The 18,082-nt window shown below is 66.9% G+C and carries 16 protein-coding genes; 3 read left to right on the forward strand and 13 right to left on the reverse strand.

What is annotated here, in order from left to right; genetic code table 11:
• Positions 1 to 37: 37 nt before the first annotated feature.
• Positions 38 to 1,969 carry an acetolactate synthase large subunit gene (locus tag OG203_RS13945; RefSeq protein ID WP_405166065.1) on the reverse strand — a complete coding sequence of 644 codons (1,932 nt, stop codon included), beginning with the start codon at positions 1,967 to 1,969 and terminating at the stop codon, positions 38 to 40.
• 327 nt (positions 1,970 to 2,296) lie between these two features.
• Here OG203_RS13945 and OG203_RS13950 point away from each other — a divergent pair, with 327 nt between their 5' ends.
• Complete coding sequence (locus tag OG203_RS13950; protein ID WP_405166066.1) at positions 2,297 to 2,887, forward strand: PH domain-containing protein; 591 nt, start codon at positions 2,297 to 2,299, stop codon at positions 2,885 to 2,887.
• A gap of 346 nt (positions 2,888 to 3,233) precedes the next feature.
• Positions 3,234 to 5,075, forward strand: a complete 1,842-nt coding sequence (gene ilvD / locus OG203_RS13955; protein ID WP_405166067.1) for a dihydroxy-acid dehydratase — start codon at positions 3,234 to 3,236, stop codon at positions 5,073 to 5,075.
• Positions 5,076 to 5,204: 129 nt separating this feature from the next.
• On the opposite strand, the gene OG203_RS13960 is transcribed toward ilvD, so the two are convergent.
• Positions 5,205 to 6,062, reverse strand: coding sequence for a DoxX family membrane protein (locus tag OG203_RS13960; protein ID WP_405166068.1), 858 nt, complete (start codon positions 6,060 to 6,062; stop codon positions 5,205 to 5,207).
• A 131-nt stretch (positions 6,063 to 6,193) separates the two neighbouring features.
• On the opposite strand from OG203_RS13960, the gene OG203_RS13965 reads away from it, so the two are divergent.
• Complete coding sequence (locus OG203_RS13965; RefSeq protein ID WP_405166069.1) at positions 6,194 to 7,297, forward strand: PQQ-dependent sugar dehydrogenase; 1,104 nt, start codon at positions 6,194 to 6,196, stop codon at positions 7,295 to 7,297.
• 148 nt (positions 7,298 to 7,445) lie between these two features.
• Here the strand turns inward: OG203_RS13965 and gatB are convergent, their stop codons facing one another.
• The 11 genes from gatB to OG203_RS14020 form a co-directional block, all read right to left on the reverse strand.
• Positions 7,446 to 8,951, reverse strand: a complete 1,506-nt coding sequence (gene gatB, locus OG203_RS13970) for an Asp-tRNA(Asn)/Glu-tRNA(Gln) amidotransferase subunit GatB (protein WP_405166070.1) — start codon at positions 8,949 to 8,951, stop codon at positions 7,446 to 7,448.
• Positions 8,952 to 9,003: 52 nt separating this feature from the next.
• A complete protein-coding gene (locus tag OG203_RS13975; protein ID WP_405166071.1) occupies positions 9,004 to 10,383 on the reverse strand; it encodes an alpha/beta hydrolase family protein in 1,380 nt (459 codons plus the stop codon).
• A 9-nt stretch (positions 10,384 to 10,392) separates the two neighbouring features.
• Entirely contained in the window at positions 10,393 to 11,514 is a 1,122-nt protein-coding gene (locus tag OG203_RS13980) for an MAB_1171c family putative transporter (RefSeq protein ID WP_405166072.1), read from the reverse strand.
• 204 nt (positions 11,515 to 11,718) lie between these two features.
• Entirely contained in the window at positions 11,719 to 12,162 is a 444-nt protein-coding gene (locus OG203_RS13985; RefSeq protein ID WP_405166073.1) for a hypothetical protein, read from the reverse strand.
• Between the two features lie 80 nt (positions 12,163 to 12,242).
• Positions 12,243 to 13,277, reverse strand: coding sequence for an ATP-dependent 6-phosphofructokinase (locus tag OG203_RS13990; RefSeq protein WP_405166074.1), 1,035 nt, complete (start codon positions 13,275 to 13,277; stop codon positions 12,243 to 12,245).
• Between the two features lie 89 nt (positions 13,278 to 13,366).
• On the reverse strand, positions 13,367 to 13,861 hold the full coding sequence (locus OG203_RS13995) for a hypothetical protein (RefSeq protein WP_405166075.1): 495 nt from the start codon (positions 13,859 to 13,861) through the stop codon (positions 13,367 to 13,369).
• 12 nt (positions 13,862 to 13,873) lie between these two features.
• Positions 13,874 to 14,485 (reverse strand): hypothetical protein, encoded by a 612-nt coding sequence (locus OG203_RS14000; protein ID WP_405166076.1) that lies wholly within the window; start codon positions 14,483 to 14,485, stop codon positions 13,874 to 13,876.
• Positions 14,482 to 15,096, reverse strand: a complete 615-nt coding sequence (locus OG203_RS14005) for a hypothetical protein (protein WP_405166077.1) — start codon at positions 15,094 to 15,096, stop codon at positions 14,482 to 14,484. The genes OG203_RS14000 and OG203_RS14005 overlap by 4 nt, the downstream gene beginning before the upstream one ends.
• The gene (locus OG203_RS14010; protein WP_405166078.1) at positions 15,093 to 15,848 is read right to left on the reverse strand and encodes an ABC transporter ATP-binding protein; all 756 of its coding nucleotides are present in this window, start codon (positions 15,846 to 15,848) and stop codon (positions 15,093 to 15,095) included. The genes OG203_RS14005 and OG203_RS14010 overlap by 4 nt, the downstream gene beginning before the upstream one ends.
• Complete coding sequence (locus OG203_RS14015) at positions 15,841 to 16,926, reverse strand: FecCD family ABC transporter permease (protein ID WP_405166079.1); 1,086 nt, start codon at positions 16,924 to 16,926, stop codon at positions 15,841 to 15,843. Before OG203_RS14015 ends, OG203_RS14010 begins: the two co-directional genes overlap by 8 nt.
• A complete protein-coding gene (locus OG203_RS14020) occupies positions 16,907 to 17,998 on the reverse strand; it encodes an ABC transporter substrate-binding protein (protein ID WP_405166080.1) in 1,092 nt (363 codons plus the stop codon). Before OG203_RS14020 ends, OG203_RS14015 begins: the two co-directional genes overlap by 20 nt.
• Positions 17,999 to 18,082: the final 84 nt, after the last annotated feature.

The following is an 18,082-nucleotide window of genomic DNA, read 5'->3' on the forward strand; positions in this document are numbered from 1 at the left end:
CTCGTAGCTGTGTCTTTGATTCGCTCGCTGCGCTCGCTCATGCCTCGCTCACCTTGTTCTTCTCATGCGACATCGCCTCGTGGATAACCGCAGGCTCGGCGGCCTGCTCGTCGTCATCGAACAGCGGGCGGATGCCGTGGGCGGCCATGATCTCGTCGTTGCTGGTGCCAGCGGCGACCATCGGCCACACCTGGGCGTCCTTGCCGACGATGAAGTCGATCACCACGGGACGGTCGTTGATGGACTGTGCCTGCCGGATCGCGTCCTCGACGTCCTCCTCGCGCTCCACCCGGATGCCAACGCAGCCAAGGGCTTCGGCGAGCTTCACGAAGTCGGGGATGCGCAGGGTGTGCGTGCCGAGATCGGTGTTGGAGTAACGCTCCTGGTAGAACAGCGTCTGCCACTGGCGGACCATGCCGAGGTTGCCGTTGTTGATCAGCGCGACCTTGATCGGCACGCCCTCGACGGCACAGGTGGCCAACTCCTGGTTGGTCATCTGGAAGCAGCCGTCACCGTCGACCGCCCACACCTCTTTGTCCGGCATGCCCATCTTGGCGCCCATGGCGGCCGGGACGGCGTAGCCCATGGTGCCGAGACCGCCGGAATTCAGCCAGGTGCGCGGCTTTTCGTACTTGATGAACTGCGCGGCCCACATCTGGTGCTGGCCGACGCCGGCACAGTAGATGGCGTCGGGTCCGGCCAGGCGGCCGAGCGCCTCGATGACGTATTCGGGCGAGAGCGAGCCGTCGCTCGGCGTCGACCAGCCGAGGGGGTAGCTCTTGCGGATGCCGTCGAGGTACTTCCACCATTCGGTGAGGTCGAGCAGCGGAGACTTCGCGGCAGGATCGGCCTTCAAGGTCTCGATCAGTTCGACGATCACCTCACGGCAATCGCCAACGATCGGGACATCGGCGTGCCGGTTCTTGCCGATCTCGGCCGGGTCGATATCGGCGTGAATCACCTTGGCGTCCGGCGCGAACGAGTCGAGCTGGCCGGTGACCCGGTCATCGAAGCGGGCGCCGAGGGTGATCAGCAGGTCCGAGCGCTGCAGTGCCGCAACGGCTCCCACGGTGCCGTGCATGCCTGGCATGCCCATGTTCAGCTGGTGGCTGTCCGGGAACGCGCCGCGCGCCATCAGCGTGGTGACCACCGGGATGCCGGTCATCTCGGCCAGCTCGAGCAGCTCAGGCGAGGCGTCGGCCTTGATCACGCCGCCGCCGACGTAGAGCACGGGCGCTTTGGCTTCCAAGATCATCCGCGCGGCCTCGCGCACCTGCTTGCCGTGCGGCTTGGTCACCGGACGGTAGCCTGGCAGCCGCATTTCCGGCGGCCAGCTGAAGGTCGTCTGCATCTGCAGCACGTCCTTCGGGATGTCGACGAGCACGGCGCCCGGGCGACCGCTGGAGGCCAGGTAGAACGCCTCGGCGATGATGCGCGGGATGTCGACGCCCTCGGTGATGAGGAAGTTGTGCTTGGTGATCGGCATGGTGATGCCGGAGATGTCGGCTTCTTGGAAGGCGTCCGTGCCGATCAGGCCGCGGCCGACCTGGCCGGTGATCGCGACGATCGGCACCGAGTCCATCTGCGCGTCGGCGATCGGGGTGACCAGGTTGGTCGCGCCGGGGCCCGAGGTCGCCATGCAGACGCCGACCCTGCCGGTTGCCTGGGCGTAGCCGGTCGCGGCGTGACCCGCGCCCTGCTCGTGCCTGACCAGCACGTGGCGCACCTTGGTCGAGTCGAACAGCGGGTCGTAGACCGGGAGAATCGCGCCGCCGGGAATGCCGAATACGGTGTCGACGCCGAGCTCCTCTAGCGTGCGGACGACCGACTGCGCGCCGGTAACCCGCTCGGGCGGGAGCTGGCGGCGGTTGGCCGACGTTGTCGCGTTGCCAGCGGGCGCTGTCGGCTGATTAGCCGAGGGCGCTGGCCTGCGGGCCGAGGGCCCGGGCCGTGCGGTTGGTGCACTCACCGTCTTCGTTCCTAACTGCTTGTCGTTCTGACCCCGGATTTGTATCTGACATGCGGTGTCTTGCGATTCGCCCGGTTCGGATTTTCGCCCGAACACAAAAAACCCCCGACAGCGCATGGCTGTTCGAGGGTGGCGCGTCGCAACGCGAGCTGACGTATTCGACTCAGATAGTCAGGCTCAACGCTGGACGCGCCGGCCGATTACGAGAAGCTCGTTTCGATTCACGCGCATGACGGTATGTGTGCGTGAGCCGAAGAGTCAAACAGGTCCCATTATGTGGGATAGTGCGGCTGCTTGGGTCCTTCACCAGGATGCGAGGATGGTGGTGTGTCATCACCGCATCAGTCCGTGCCACCGGCTAAATCGTCCCACACCGCGCCCGAGGGATCGGATACGGGTGGCGGCTCGGCCGCCACTGTGATCCGCATCCCACGCCTGGCGTTCCTAGGCGTGTTCATCCTGTTCATGTGCGTGTTCTTCATGTTCGTCGGCTGGCCCATCGGCCTGTGGTGGTTGTTGCTTATCCCCGTGGCGGTGACCGTGTGGGTGCTGCGGACGCAGACGACGGTCTCCGAAACCGGGCTGGATTTGCGGACCGTGTTCGGGTCGCGGCACCTGGACTGGTCTCAGCTGAAGGGGGTGCGTATCCCGAAACGTGGATACGTGCGGGCCGATCTGATCGATGGCACCGAGGCGAAACTGCCCGCGGTGAGTTATGACCGGGTGCGCGATCTCGCGGTCGCGTCGCAGGGGCGGATCCCGGATCCGTATGCGGTGCCACCGGCTGAGGCGAAGTCGGACACCGAGGCGGTCGAGGCCGACAGCAAGGCCACCTCCGATGACGACAAAGCCGCAGACCAGAGCACAGACAGCAAGGCCGAGGTCGCTGACGTCCCAGGCAAGGACAGCTCGGAGTAGTTGGCCGCGCGGCGATGACACTGCGGCCGCGGCGGCCCGCGATCAGGAACAATCACCGACGGTAGGATGTTGTCGGCGATGTGGTCAGCGTGTCGGGAGGAGCGATCTCCGACGCACGCACCGCAGCCCGACGGCCCGGCAACTCCGGCGAAACCGTCAGCGCCGACGAACACCCTTCGCGGCGACACCAGCACGGACTGACACCGAGAACGGTTCGGGATGACGGCCACGAGCCGCCCTGACCGGCAGGTAGGCCGATACCCACGCGGGAGTACCGTGGAGCGGCCGCCGAGCTAACTCTGCGCAGTCGCACACCAGCCCCCGCGACCCAGATCGAGGACCATCAATGCCACCGCTTCGTTCACGCACCACCACCGTCGGCCGCAATGCCGCAGGCGCCCGCGCACTCTGGCGCGCCACCGGTATGACCGACTCCGACTTCGGCAAGCCGATCGTCGCCATCTCGAACTCCTACACCCAGTTCGTGCCGGGCCACGTGCACTTGAAGAACGTCGGCGAGATCGTGGCCGAGGCGGTGCGCGCCGCGGGTGGCGTACCACGCGAATTCCACACCATCGCCGTCGACGACGGCATCGCGATGGGCCACGGCGGCATGCTCTACTCGCTGCCGTCGCGCGAAATCATCGCCGACTCGGTCGAATACATGGTGAACGCGCACACCGCCGACGCGCTGGTGTGCATCTCCAACTGCGACAAGATCACCCCGGGCATGCTGAATGCCGCTATGCGACTGAACATTCCGACGGTGTTCGTCTCCGGCGGGCCGATGGAGGCCGGTAAGGCCGTTGTCGTCGGCGGCGTCGCGCAGGCGCCGACCGACCTGATCACCGCGATCTCGGCGAGCGCGAATCCGGCTGTGTCGGAAGAGGGTTTGAGCGAGGTCGAGCGGTCCGCGTGCCCGACCTGTGGTTCGTGTTCGGGCATGTTCACCGCGAACTCGATGAACTGCCTCACCGAGGCGCTTGGACTCGCGTTGCCCGGCAACGGATCCACGCTGGCCACTCATGCCGCGCGGCGGGCGCTGTTCGAGCGGGCGGGCACCGTGGTCGTCGACATCGCCAACCGTTGGTACCGCGCGGACGACGCGTCGGTACTGCCGCGGAATGTGGCCAACGCCAAGGCTTTCCGCAACGCGATGGCCCTGGACGTCGCGATGGGCGGCTCCACCAACACCGTGCTGCACACCCTCGCCGCCGCGCAGGAGGGTGAGGTCGACTTCGATCTGCACACCATCGAGGAGACCAGCCGCCGGGTGCCGACCCTGTCCAAGGTGTCGCCCAACTCCGACTACCACATGGAAGACGTGCACCGCGCCGGTGGCATCCCCGCCATCCTCGGCGAGCTGCGACGCGCGGGTCTGCTGGAGACCGACGTGAGCACCGTGCACACGCGCAGCTTCGACGAGTGGCTCGACACCTGGGATATCCGCTCCGGCAAGGCATCTGACGAAGCGATCGAGCTGTTCCATGCCGCGCCGGGCGGCGTGCGCACGGTCGAGCCGTTCTCCACCGAGAACCGCTGGTCCTCGCTCGACACCGATGCCGCCGGTGGTTGCATCCGCGACTTCGAACACGCCTACACCACGGAGGGCGGGCTGGTTGTGTTGCGCGGCAACATCGCTCCCGACGGTGCCGTGCTCAAGACCGCTGGCATCGATGAGGAGCTGTTCAGCTTCCAGGGTCCCGCGCTCGTGGTGGAATCCCAGGAGGAAGCCGTGTCGGCCATCCTCGGCAAGAAGATCAAGGCGGGCGATGTGCTCGTTGTCCGGTACGAGGGCCCCGCAGGCGGTCCCGGCATGCAGGAAATGTTGCACCCCACCGCCTTCCTGAAGGGCGCCGGTCTCGGCAAGCAGTGCGCGCTGATCACCGACGGCCGCTTCTCCGGCGGCACCTCGGGCCTGTCCATCGGCCACATCTCCCCCGAGGCGGCCAGCGGCGGCACCATCGGCCTGATCGAAACCGGCGACCAGATCCGCATCGACGTCAGCACCCGCGCGCTCGAGGTCCTGGTCGACGACGCCGTCCTCGCCGAACGCCGCGCCAAAATGGAAGCCTCCGAACGCCCCTGGCAACCCGTCAACCGCGACCGCCCCGTCACCACCGCCCTTCGTGCCTACGCCGCCCTGGCGACCTCGGCCGACAAGGGCGCGGTCCGCTACGTGCCGTAAAGACACCCCGCCCAACATCATCCGGCGCCGTTCTCATCGAGGGGCGCCGGATCCCGTTCTCCCCCAGCCACTCGACGGCGAAGGCCCCCTCCCGATTCAGGAGGGGGCCTTCGCCGTTCGTGGGCTTGGTTAGTCGAAAGGGCCGATACCCGTAAACGGGTTGCCGCCGTGGAGGTACCAGTAGGTGAGGACCGCGGCAGCTATGGCGACGACCAGGACCGCGAAGGAACCGACGAAGGGGCGGGTGGCCCAGCCCCGGTTGCGGTCGAAGGACCAGCGGCCGGGGCCGGTCAGGATGATGACGGTGGCGGTGCCCGCGAGGATGCTTTCGAGTTCGACGCCGGTGGGAACCGCGTCCTTGAATTGGAAGCCGGGGATCATGCCTTGCTTCCAGGCCCAGGCGTCGAGGATGACCGCGAGCACCGCGCCCGCGGCGAACGGGGTGGCCAGGCCGAGGACGAGCAGTGCGCCGCCGCCGAGTTCGCCGATGGTGACCAAGATGGCCGCCAGGGTCTGGTGGTCCCAGCCACCGCTGGCCATCATATCGCGGGTGCCGTCGAGGCCGGGGCCGTTGAACCATCCGGTCAGCTTCTGCAGGCCGTGGTAAATGAAGATGCCGCCGACGACAAGCCGCAGCAGGAACAGGCCGAAATCCAGTGTGCCACGGCGGTTTTCGCCATTGCGGCGGCGCAGTCGGCCCGTCTCGTTCGGGGCGTTCGCGGCGGGCGGGATGCTGGCGTAGGCGTAGGCGGGGGGCGCGTCCGGCGAGGTGCCGCTCGCACCGACCGACGGTACTTGCGGATCAAGGCCGAGCTCGTCGTCGGTGTGCGGGATGTCTTTGGTCAACTTGGGAAACTGCTCGGTGGGCGAATCAAACGGACTGCTGACGCCTCGACCGGTGGACGACACCGCCGACTGCTCTGCCATGGACGGCACGGAACTACGGGCCGCCGAGGGGTCGGATGTATCTTTCGGCTTCTCGGTCACGGCCAATACCCTATGCTGCGCCGCCCCACAGCGGGCCCCTAACAGCGCGGCGTGGCCGAGAGGTTTTCCGACTTACGACGCGCGGGCCCCCGGAGGGGCGGGGGCGGATGGTTTTCCGTAACGTCTGAGTTATGAGGTTGGTTGTCGTTGGTCGCGTTGCGGTGAGCTTGGTGCTCGGGTCCGCGCTGGTGACCGGATGCGCGCGGTTCGATGATTCGGCGTCGAGCCCGTTCACGCCGGAGCCGACGCTGCACGGGGCGAACATCGACCCGCAGAAACCGTCGCAGCCGCCGACGTCGACCACCCGGCCGAGCGGGCCGTGCATCGACCCGGATCCGGCGGTGGTCGCCACCTGCCTCGACACCACGGGTGGGCTGGTCGCGCTCGGTGACGGCGCGCTGGTCGCCGAGCGGCGCACCGGACGCATCCTCAAGGTGGCGCCGGATACGCCGCCGAGCGAGTTCGCGCATGTCGACGTGGACGGCTCCAGCGACGGCGGCCTCAGCGACCTCGTACTCTCCCCGACCTTTCAGGAGGACGGGCTGATGTACGCCTACATCACCACGCCGAGCGACAATCGGGTGGTCCGCATCGCCCAGGGTGGCGGGCCGCCGAAGGACATCCTGACCGGAATACCGAAGGGGCCAAGCGGAAATCACGGCGCCATCGAATTCGCCACGCCGAGCCAGATGTTGGTGCTGACCGGCGACGCCGGCAATCCCGGCGCCGCGAATTCCCCGTCCTCACTGGCGGGCAAGCTGCTGCGGGTGAACTCCCCCGCGCCGGGCGCTACCGCGGAGGTCGCGGTGTCGGGCATCGGCGTCGCGGGCGATGTCTGCCGCGACAGCAAGGACAGCATCTGGATCACCGACCGCACCCCGGTCGAGGACCGGCTGCAGCGGCTTGGCAGCGACGGCGTGGTCACCACGGCGTGGACCTGGCCCGACCGCCCCGGTGTCGCGGGCTGCGCCGCCGCGACCGACGGCGTCGCGATCGCGCTGACCAAGGGCAAGGCGCTCGCTCTTGCGGCGGCCGACGCCACCACCCACGCGATCACCTCGGCCCCGACCCTGATCGCGACGGACAAGTACGGTCAGCTCGGCGGTGCCGCGGTCGGCGCGGACGGCGCCATCTGGGTGGGCACCGTCAACAAGACCGACGGTCAGCCGGGCCAAACTGACGATCGCGTAGTGCGCATTCCGCCGCCGCAGGCCGGTGGAAACGGCCCGGACTAGGCGCCGACGGCAAGGGGGCCGACTCTACGGAGTCGGCCCCCTTGCCGTTGTGCACGAACAGGTTCGGTCAGCTACGCCCGTCTCATCGCACAGGCACGCCGGACCTACGCGGCGCCGGACAGCCGAAGCTGTTGCGGGCCAGACGAACTCAGCTGCAAGCCGCAAGCACGAGTTCGCGGACGCGAGCGGCGTCGGCCTGGCCGCGGGTTGCCTTCATGACGTCGCCGACGATCTTGCCCGCGGCCTGGACCTTGCCGGAGCGGATCTTCTCGGCGATATCGGGGTTGGCGGCGAGGGCCTTTTCGACCTCGGTCTGCAGGGCGCTGTCGTCGCTGACCATGCCGAGGCCCTTGGCCTCGATGATATGGGTCGGCTCGCCCGCACCGGCCAGCACGAAGTCGACGACCTGCTTGGCGACCTTGTTGTTCACCGTCTTCGCTTCGACCAGGGTGATCACCTCGGCCACCTGGCCGGGTGTGATCGGCAGGTCTGCCAGCGGAACCTCGCGCTCCTTGGCCTTTTCGGTGAGGTAGTTGACCCACCAGGAGCGCGCCTCGCCCGCGGAAGCGCCCGCGTCGACGGTGGCGATGATCAGGTCGAGCGCGCCCGCGTTGACCAGGTCGCGCATCACCTCGTCGGACAACGCCCAGTCGGACTGGATGCGGGACCGGCGCAGCCACGGGTACTCCGGGATGGTGTCGCGCAGCTGGTCCACCCATTCCGCCTCGGGCGCAACGGGTTCCAGGTCGGGCTCGGGGAAGTAGCGGTAGTCCTCGGAGGTCTCCTTGATGCGGCCCGGCGAGGTGGTGCCGTCGGTCTCGTGGAAGTGCCTGGTCTCCTGCACGATGGTGCCGCCGTTGGCGAGCACCGCGCCCTGGCGGCGCATCTCGAACCGGACGGCGACCTCGACGCTCTTGAGCGAGTTCACGTTCTTGGTCTCGGTGCGGGTGCCGAATTCCTTGGCGCCGATGGGCATCAGCGACACGTTGGCGTCGCAGCGCAGCGAACCCTGCTCCATCTTGACGTCGGACACGTTGAGCGACCTGAGCACCTCGCGCAGCGCGGTCACGTAGGCGCGGGCCACCTCGGGCGCGCGCTCGCCCGCGCCGGTGATCGGCTTGGTGACGATCTCGACCAGCGGCACACCCGCGCGGTTGTAGTCGAGCAGCGAGTGGCTGGCGCCGTGGATGCGACCGGTGGCACCGCCGACGTGGGTCGACTTGCCGGTGTCCTCTTCCATGTGCGCGCGCTCGATCTCCACCCGGAAGGTGCTGCCGTCGTCGAGCAGCACATCGAGGTGGCCCTCCGTGGCGATCGGCTCGTCGTACTGGCTGATCTGGTAGTTCTTCGGCTGATCAGGGTAGAAGTAGTTCTTGCGGGCGAACCGTCCCCACGGGGTGATCGAACAGTTCAGCGCAAGCCCGATCCGGATCGCCGACTCCACACCTTTTTCGTTGACCACCGGCAGGGCGCCGGGCAGGCCGAGGCACACCGGGCACACCTGGGTATTCGGCTCGGCACCGAATTCGGTCGGGCAGCCACAGAACATCTTGGTCGCGGTGTTCAGCTCGACGTGGACCTCCAGGCCAAGCACCGGCTCGAACCGGGCAATGACATCCGAGTAGTCCATCAAGTCGAGTGTGGGTGTGCTCATGCGGAACATTCTATGTAAACCCTCGGACGGGAACGCCCCCGCCCTTCGACACCTACTTCGGCTGGATGCGCTGCGTCAACCAGCCGGTGACGAAGGTGAGAACGTCCGGCGAGATGGTCGTCTCGATGCTGCCGTACTCGCTGGGTAGGCCGGTCTTGGTCGGTTGCATCAGGTGGTTGAGACCGGGGAAGACGTGGACCGTCGCGTCGGGGTCGGCGGCGAGGTTGTCGCGCATCGGCTGTTCGCTCTGGCTGGGCGGCACCTGGAGATCGTTCCCGCCGAAGAACGCGAGCACCGGAATGCGCAGCGCCTTCAGTGCCGGTGCCGGATCGTAGGCGATAAGGGCGGCGAAGTACGGGGTGATCGACGCGGCCACCTCGGCGTCGGACACACGCTTCTCGGGTGGCAGGGCATCATTCTGCTTGCGGACGAGTTCCTTGGCGCCCGCTAGGTCGCCCACCTTCAAAAGTGCTGCCAGCTCGGTGGTTTGCCGCACCTGGGTGTCCACCGCATCGGGGGCAGCGCCACCGGCGGCGGCGATCAACCGGGTCTGCTCGATGAGCACATCGGCGCCCTGCACACCCGGTCCGGCCATCAGAATGGCGAACGCGACACCGCTGTCCGGACGCGAGGCAAGCAGCGGCGCGAGATAACCGCCCTCGCTGTGGCCGAACAAGCCGACGCGCGCCGGATCGATGTCCGGGCGGCCGCGCAGGAACCCGACGCCCGCCGCGGCGTCGTTGGCCAGGTCGGTGTAGTTCGCGTCGTCCAGCTTGCCGCCGGTCCCGCCGACGCCTCGGTCATCGGCGCGCAGGACGGCGTAGCCCGCCCGGGTCAGGGTGTCCGCGACCAGCAGGAAAGGCTTGTGGCCGAACAGTTCTTCGTTGCGATTCTGCGGGCCGCTGCCGGTGATGAGCAGGACCGCGGGGAACGGGCCGCTGCCCTGCGGTTCGGTCAACGTGCCCGCGATGGTGATATCGCCGCTGCGGTAGGTGACATCCTCGGACTTGTACGGGAACGGCGGCTGCGGCGTTTGCGGGCGGTTCAACGGGGCGACCTTGCCACGCTCGAACGACAGCTTGAAGGTCTTGCCGCTCTGGGTGAAGTCGCCCGAGATCTTGTCGGTGCCTTTGTCGTAGCTCCCGTGGAACTTCGGGTCACCTGGAATATCGGCGATCGCGAAGGACACCGCGTCGCGCGTCGACTGCACGTCCTTCAGCTGCACACCCGCCATACCCTGCAACGGAATGTCGATGGTCGCCGTGTCTTTACCGGTGAACGTCACCCCGACCGCGAGCGGCTGACCAGGGATCTCGATCATCCCGTGCCAGTCACCGGTCGTCGGTTCGGGCGGATTCGAGTCCGACGAGCACCCCGCGACCAGCACACCAACAACGAACAGAACCACCGCGATCAGCCGCCCAGTGCGCATGAATCAACACTACCGATCGCCGGTGACAACTTTCGGTGCCGCACGTGCGGCCGACCAGACCCGCGCCAACTCCAGCAACTGCCGCAATTCGGTGTCGAAATCCTGTGCGGTCAGGAACGTTTGCGGCACGGGGTCCGAGTCCATGGGTCGCAGTCCCGCCTTACGCGCGCGGACCGCGCTCGCGAGCCGACAGGCGTAGACCTTGATCTCCCGATCGGGGCCATCCAGGGGCGCGGACACGGCATTCGGCAGATATGGACCGAGATGCAGTAGCGCGTCGCGGATCTCGACGATCATCCGAAGCAGCCGGGCGGTGGAATCCCCTCGGGTCAGGCGATCGGACGGCGCCGACATCACGACCTCAGGCACCGCCGCGGTGACAGCACGCCACAGCGGTCGCAAACGGTGGCAGATCCGCCCGTCACGATCCCAACCGGCCTGCGCCAGCAGGAGTTCGACCACCGGGCTGGCGATGAGCGTCGAAGCGACGACGGCGGTGCTGGTGAAGATGAGCTCCGCCCGGACGATGTGCGGAGGGAAGTAGTCCCACCCGAGGATCAGCTGAAAGACGAAGAGCGCCAGGTCGATCCAGAACGGCAGAAAAGCCAGCAGCATGAGATAGCAGAACGCCCTCGCCAATGGCCCGAGCTTGCCACCGCGCAGCTCTCGAATACACAGCCGAGCGAAGATCACCGCCGTCGCCGCCTGCGGTGCGGCAAAGGCGGTCCAGACGACGATCCCACCCCAATTGAGCTGCTCGGACAAGCGACCTGCACTACCCGCCGCAGGACCGGCGAGAACGATCAACAACGCCGAACCAACAGCTATAGCGCAGTAGACCCGTTGCCGCCGCCAAGTGCCTTCCGGGCCGGACTCCCACAACCGAGCCATCCCATAGAGATACATCCCCAGCATGACGATGCACCCCAACGCCAACTCATTCGTCACACTGCTGACACTCGGCGTCGGCGTACACCGATACAGAACCAGCCCGATCAGACACCACACCGGCAACCGATTGACCAACCGATCGATCACCGTATCCCTGGTGAACAACACCCTGCCCACAGCCACAATCGCCACATACCCGATCACCAACCAGGCGATAGACCCGGAAATCGGCGACGTCAACGATGCCCTCCCCACCGAGATGTCCCGAGACAATGCGCCCGGTATCAGTCATCCAACCGGACCGCACCGAAGACGGCGTCGATTTCGGCGATTATCGATGCCCCGCTCGGCCCATCGGCGAAACGGGCCATGCGCTGCCGAAGTTCGGCCGTCGTGAGCGCCGGTTCGTTGCTTGCCTTAGCGACCGCTGGTGGTGCTGGGTGCTCACTCCCCACGCGCGTAGCGGACCGAGGCCGCGACGGACTCCATATCGATGTTCAGACTCGGCTCACCGTCTTGGGTTTCGTGGAATTCGAGCATGACGTCGTCGAAGGTGCTGCGGCGGGCGGAGGTGGTGAGGGCGTGGCGGACGTAGTCGCTGAGGGGGTGGCCGGTGGCGTAGGCGCGGCGGCCGAAGGTGGCGAGGGTGTCGGCGGGGAGGTCGTAGGTGTCGATGAGGGCGACGGCGGACGAGTCGATCTCCGGGATGAGTTCGCGGCCTTCGGATTCGAGGAATTCGACGACCGTGTCGTCGGCGGATCGCCTGCGGGCCAGGGCGATCAGTTCCTCGCGCACGTAACCGAGGAGCGGGAGTCCGGCGGCGTCGGCCCGACGGCGCAGCACGGCGACGTCGGCGTCCGGCAGGTCGTTCACGTGTAAGTCGGCCATGACCGCCAGAATAGCCCGGCGGCCGGGACGGCACGGCCGGGCACACGCTGATCGGTTGTGCCCCTGGTGAATTCGAGGGGTCAGCCGAAGAAGGCCTCGGCTTCGCGGTAGCGCTCGTCGGGGACTCGCTTGAGCTGTTTGGTCGCTTCCGACAGCGGGACGAGATCGATATTGCTGCCGTGCAGGGCGACCATCTGGCCGAACTGACCGGCGTGCACGGCCTCTGCCGCGTGCAGGCCGAAGCGGGTGGCCAGGACGCGGTCGTAGGGGGTTGGGCTACCGCCGCGCTGCACATGGCCGAGCACGGTGGTGCGGACCTCCTTGCCGATGCGGCGTTCGATCTCGGCGCCGAGCTGCTGGGCGACGCCGGTGAACCGCTCGTGCCCGAATTCGTCGATACCGCCAGCGCGCAACGTGAAACCGGAATCCTCCGCAGGGTGCGAGCCCTCCGCGACGACGCAGATGAAGTGCTTGTCGCCGCGCTGGAAGCGGCGCTTGATCATGGCGCAGACCTCGTCGACATCGAAGGGCACCTCGGGTACCAGGGTCAGGTGCGCGCCCGCCGCCATGCCCGCGTTCACCGCGATCCAGCCCGCGTGCCGCCCCATCACCTCGACCAGCATCACGCGCTGGTGTGATTCGGCGGTGGTGTGCAGCCGGTCGATGGCCTCGCTGGCGATGCTCAGCGCGGTGTCGTGGCCGAAAGTGACGTCGGTGCAGTCGATATCGTTGTCGATGGTCTTCGGCACGCCGACCACCGGGACGCCCTCGTCGGACAGCCAGCTCGCGGCGGTGAGCGTGCCCTCGCCGCCGATCGGGATCAGCGCGTCGATGCCGTTGTCGTCCAGGGTCTGTTTGATCCGGCCGAGCCCGGCGCGCAGCACGTCGGGGTTGGTGCGGGCGGTGCCGAGGATGGTGCCGCCCTTGGTGAGCAGCCGGTCGGTGCGGTCGTCGTTGTGGATCTGGATCTTGCGATCCTCCAGTAGACCGCGCCAACCGTCCTCGAACCCGACGATCGCGTCGCCGTAGCGGCCGTTCGCGGTGCGAACGACGGCACGGATGACCGCGTTCAGTCCAGGGCAGTCTCCGCCTCCGGTCAAGACTCCGATGCGCATGGCCGCTATCTTGCCCCGCCGGGCCGCGAACGGCAGGACGACCCCCGTGAAGCCTGGGTAACAGTGCTCATTCGGTAGCCGTCGCGGTGTCACACGATCTCGTAGACCTCGTCGGCGTCCCTGCTCAACAATCGCGCGGTCATTTCCCGCTTGAGCTGCGTGAGGCGGGCTTCCTCGTCCTCGGTGCGATCCGGCTTGCGCCCGAGCGCGATGAACTCCTCGACAACGAAACCGTTGTCGCGCAGCTGCACCGTCACGCTATTGCCGAGGTAGCCGAATTCCCATACGTAGCGTTCGAGCACCTGCCCGCGCTCCGGCTTCTCCAGCTCCGCGGTGACGATGTAGCGGTCCTCGGTGACGGCGCGCAGCACCATCTCGACCGCGTCCCGGCCGCCTGGCCCGCGGAATGCGGTCCGTACCTGCACCTCTCGGCGTTCCACCAGCGGTGCCAGCCGCGGCAGCGCCACCCGCATCGCGGAGTACGCGTGGGCGACACCGCCGGGGAAATGGGGGCCGTGGTACTTCATCAGGTCATCGAAGGTGAAGTCCAAGGTGGTCGTGTCTTCCCGAACGATCAGTGACATGCCATCTCCTCGTCAGCTCCGCGTGGCCCATTGCAGCGCGGAGTACAGCAATTGGGTTGCGCCAGGCATGAATCCGGAGCCGTGGTGATAGACCGGGTCCATCGTGGTCACGAGCAGCCGCCCTGGCGAGGTCTCGTCGAGGTAGAGCAACGATCCGTCACGCTCCCCCGTGCCGGTCTCGAGGTCGACCAGACTCACCGCTCCCTCGGGCGGCTCGAGCACACCGTGGTAGTGCCAGATCACCGATCGTTCGGCGAAGTACGGCCACGACGGATGGTCGGGCGCGCGCAACCGGACTCGATGGTCTTCGCCGGTCCGCCACCACCAGAAGACGGTCGGCCGGGCTTCTTCGCGAACGCCGGGTAGCCAGTCGCCGACCGCGTTCACGCCGAACACCACCACCGTCGCACCCCGATCCAGGCACCCAAGCAGTGCTGCCGAATTCGGGATCAGCAGGTCCGGCCGCAGCCGATCACTGACCACCACCACATCGGCATCGGCCGCGGCGTCCGCCGACAGCTCGCGGACGTGCACCGGCCGAATTCGGTACGGCGCCAATGCCGGATCGGCGAGCGTGGCCAACTGCCCGTGTGATCCGCCGTGTACGAAGGCAACCCGCTTCATCGCTGCCCCAACCACGACAGCACCTGTCCGGTAAGGAAACTCGTGCCGCGATCGTCGCTGGCGAACTGCAACAGATCATTACCGCCGTGCACGAGTACCTGTCCGGCACCCAAGGGGTACACGTAGTCGATCGGACAGGCGGTAGGCCCGATGGTGTGGATCACCTGCGCCCCGTCGGGGAGGTCCAGGTAGTAACCGCGACCATAGAATCCGGCGACGCCGATCCGCTCGAGCTCCTCCAACGACAGCCGACCCGGAGTTCCCGTGCTGTACAACAAAACTCGCGGATCGATACCCGCGAACACCGGATGCTCCGACACCCGCGTCACTACGAGATCCGCGGGCTTGCGGAAATCCAGTTTCCGCCAGCGCGTCAGCCCGTCGAGGAACACCCGCTGCACATGGCCGTTCACCACGACCCGACCGCCCTCGAACACGAACCGCCCCAACCACTCCCGATGCTCGAAAAGAAACTCCTGATCGATATCGGCGGCGAGATACAGCCCGGTCACCGTCGTGATATCCGTTGCGGGAAGGTCGTATACGTCGATCCGCCGCCACCCCTGCGACTCGGCGACGCCCGGTTCCATCACCACCCGCAGCACCGTCACGACACACCCCTACCGAAGTCGGGCACGATCAACCGGCGCATCGAACTCGCGGTCCGGACGTCCGCCGTCACGATATCCAGCTCGTACAACTCGCTCAACACGCTGTCGGTCAACAACTCTCGCGTCGGACCGACCCGCTGATCGTCCGCGTCGACCATCAGCACCACCCGCTCGGCGATGTGCAACGCATGATCGGGATGGTGGGTCGTCATCACCACCGCCATCCCCTCGTCGGCGAGCGAGCGCAGCAATGTCAACACCCGCGCCTGGTTGCGCAGGTCGAGCGCCGAGGCCGGTTCGTCGAGAACGATGGTGGCACAGTCGGATACCAGCGCCCGCGCGATGAGCACCAACTGCCGTTCCCCGCCGCTGAGCCGGGCGTAATCCCGCTCGGCGAGATGGGTGATCCCCACCCTGGCCAGCGCGGCCGCGGCGGCGCGGCGATCGGCGCGGGTCGGCGCGCCGTAGATCCTGACCTGTCTGGCCCGGCCCATCAGCACGGTGTCGGCCACCGAGAACGAGAACACGACCGCATGGCTCTGCGGCACGAAGCCGACGTTCCCGGACAGCTGCACCGTTCCCTCGGTCGGCGGCACCAGTCCGGACAGGCACTTGAGCATCGTGGTCTTGCCGCGCGCGTTGGGCCCGAGCACCGCGAGCACCTCGCCCGGTCGCGCGTCCACGGACACGTTCCGGAAGATCCACGGCCCCTTGGCCGAATAGCGAAACGAGATCGAGCGCGCCTCAACCATCGGCACCCCACAGCTGGCGCCGACTGCGGATGAGCAGCACGACGAAGAACGGTGCCCCGATCATCGCGGTGAGAATGCCGATCGGAATCTCGGCGGTGCTCAGCGTTCGGGACAACGTGTCGATCAGGGTCAGATATGACGCGCCGAGTAGCGCGCTCATCGGCACCACGATCCGATTATCGGTGCCGACCATCATTCGGACCAGATGCGGCACCATCAATCCCACCCAGCTGATCACACCGGCGACCGCCACCGCACCGGCGGTGATCAGCGCGACGCAACCGAGCAGCAGCAGGCGCATCCTGGCGGGTCGCAAACCCAGCGACAGCGCGTCCTCGTCACCCATCGCCAGGATATTGAGCCGCCAGCGTAACGCGAGCACCACCGTCCCGCCGATCGCGATCGGCACCAGCGCCACCAGCACTTTGCCGTAGCTGGCCGTGGCGAACGAACCCAAGAGCCAGAACACGATCGACGGCAGTTCCCGGTACGGGTCGGCGATGTAGGTCACGAACGACACCATGGCCTGGAACATCGCGCCGACGACGGTGCCGCCGAGCACGATCATCAACAGCGGCGAGCCCGGCGTCGCCCTGGCGATCGCCAGCACAAGAACGAGCGCGAGCACACCGCCGGCGAACGCGCCGCCGACGAGGTAGACGCCGCCGACACCGCCCAGCAAAACCAGCACCCCACCGAACGACGCACCGGAGGACACACCGAGAACCTGCGCACTGGCCAACGGATTCCGGAACACCGCCTGCATCACCGCGCCGGTCACCGCCAACCCGGCGCCGATGATCATCGAGAGCAGCACCCTCGGCAACCTGATGTCGAGCACCACGCTGCGTTCCTGCGGATACCAGGTCTCATCGAGCGGAAACACCTGCCCGAGCAGCAACCGCGCGACCTCGTTGGGCGGCACGTAATACCGGCCGACGGCCAGCGCGGTGATCGCCACCACCACCAGCAAGACGACAAGCACCAGCATCACCGTTGCGGCACGCCACCGCCGAGGTGGTGTGAACTTCTCCTCGTCGACTACCGGTGCGTCGCGCTCAACCGCGGAAGTGGTCATAGCCCGCGGAGTTCGCGTTGAGGTCGATCCGCAGCACCTGATCGATCTCCTTGTCGGAGATCTTGTAGGCGAACAGGTTGTCGAAGCCGTCGCGGACGTTCTTGCGCATATCGCTTGGCGTGGTCTTCGGGTAGAGCACCTCGTGCATCCACTGCCACATCAGCGGCGACTCGACGCCCGGCACCTGCCACCGGTAGCCGCCGAGCGGCGTCTTGTACACCCGCTTGTTCTGCACGGCACTCACCCCGGCCAGCCGAGGATCGGCATAGATCTGCGCGGGCGTGCTCTCGTCGAATCCGCTGAGCATGATCACCTCCGGGTTCCACGCGAGGATCTGCTCGGGGGTGATCTGCGGGGCATCACCGGGGAATCCCTTGGTCACCAGATCCGCACCGGCCAGGTCGAATTGGAACCCGTCGTAGCCGCTGGCGGAGGTGGTCGAATACGCCTCGCCGACGCGCGACAGAATCATCGCGCGCGGCCGCGGCGTCTTCTCGGCGGCCACCTCGGCGCGGGTCGCGTCGATCTCGGTGTGCAGCCAGTCGACCAGTTGCGTTCCGCGCGCTGGCTTGCCGGCGATATCGGCGAAGAGCTTGATCCAGCCTTCCAGGTTTTCCTGCGTGCCGTATTTCAATCCGACCACCGGGAATCCGGCTTTCGTGATCGGCTCGGTGACATCGGGACCGCGATCTCCCCATTGCACAACGACATCCGGGTTGAGTTTCAGCAGGGTCTCGACATTGGGGATGAAGTTGTTCCCGGCAACGACCGTCGAGTGCACCGACTGCGGGAAGATGGTGGCGAACATGCCGCCCTTGTTGGCGACCAAGGTGGACTGGTTGATGCCGACGATCCGGTCGTAACCGCGATCCACCGCGGCGAAGATCGCGGGCGCCGGAATGACCGCGAACGCGATCTTCTTGACGTCCTTGGTGATCGTCACCGGCTGTCCGCGCTGATCAACGACCTGGATGGTGGCCGAAGCCGCCTTGTCCGCGCTGTTCGATTCGCGGCTCGAGCACGCGGACAGCGCTGCGGTCGCCACCAGAGCTATCGCGATGATCCGTCGCACGGAACGGCCTCTTCTTGCGGGTAAAACGTGCACGACATCCCTCTCGCGGAACTTCATTCCTGTCCGATTCACCGTTCCCAACCA

Origin of the sequence: Nocardia sp. NBC_01499 (assembly GCF_045040275.1) — a bacterium.
In the GTDB taxonomy this organism is placed as follows: Bacteria; Actinomycetota; Actinomycetes; order Mycobacteriales; family Mycobacteriaceae; genus Nocardia.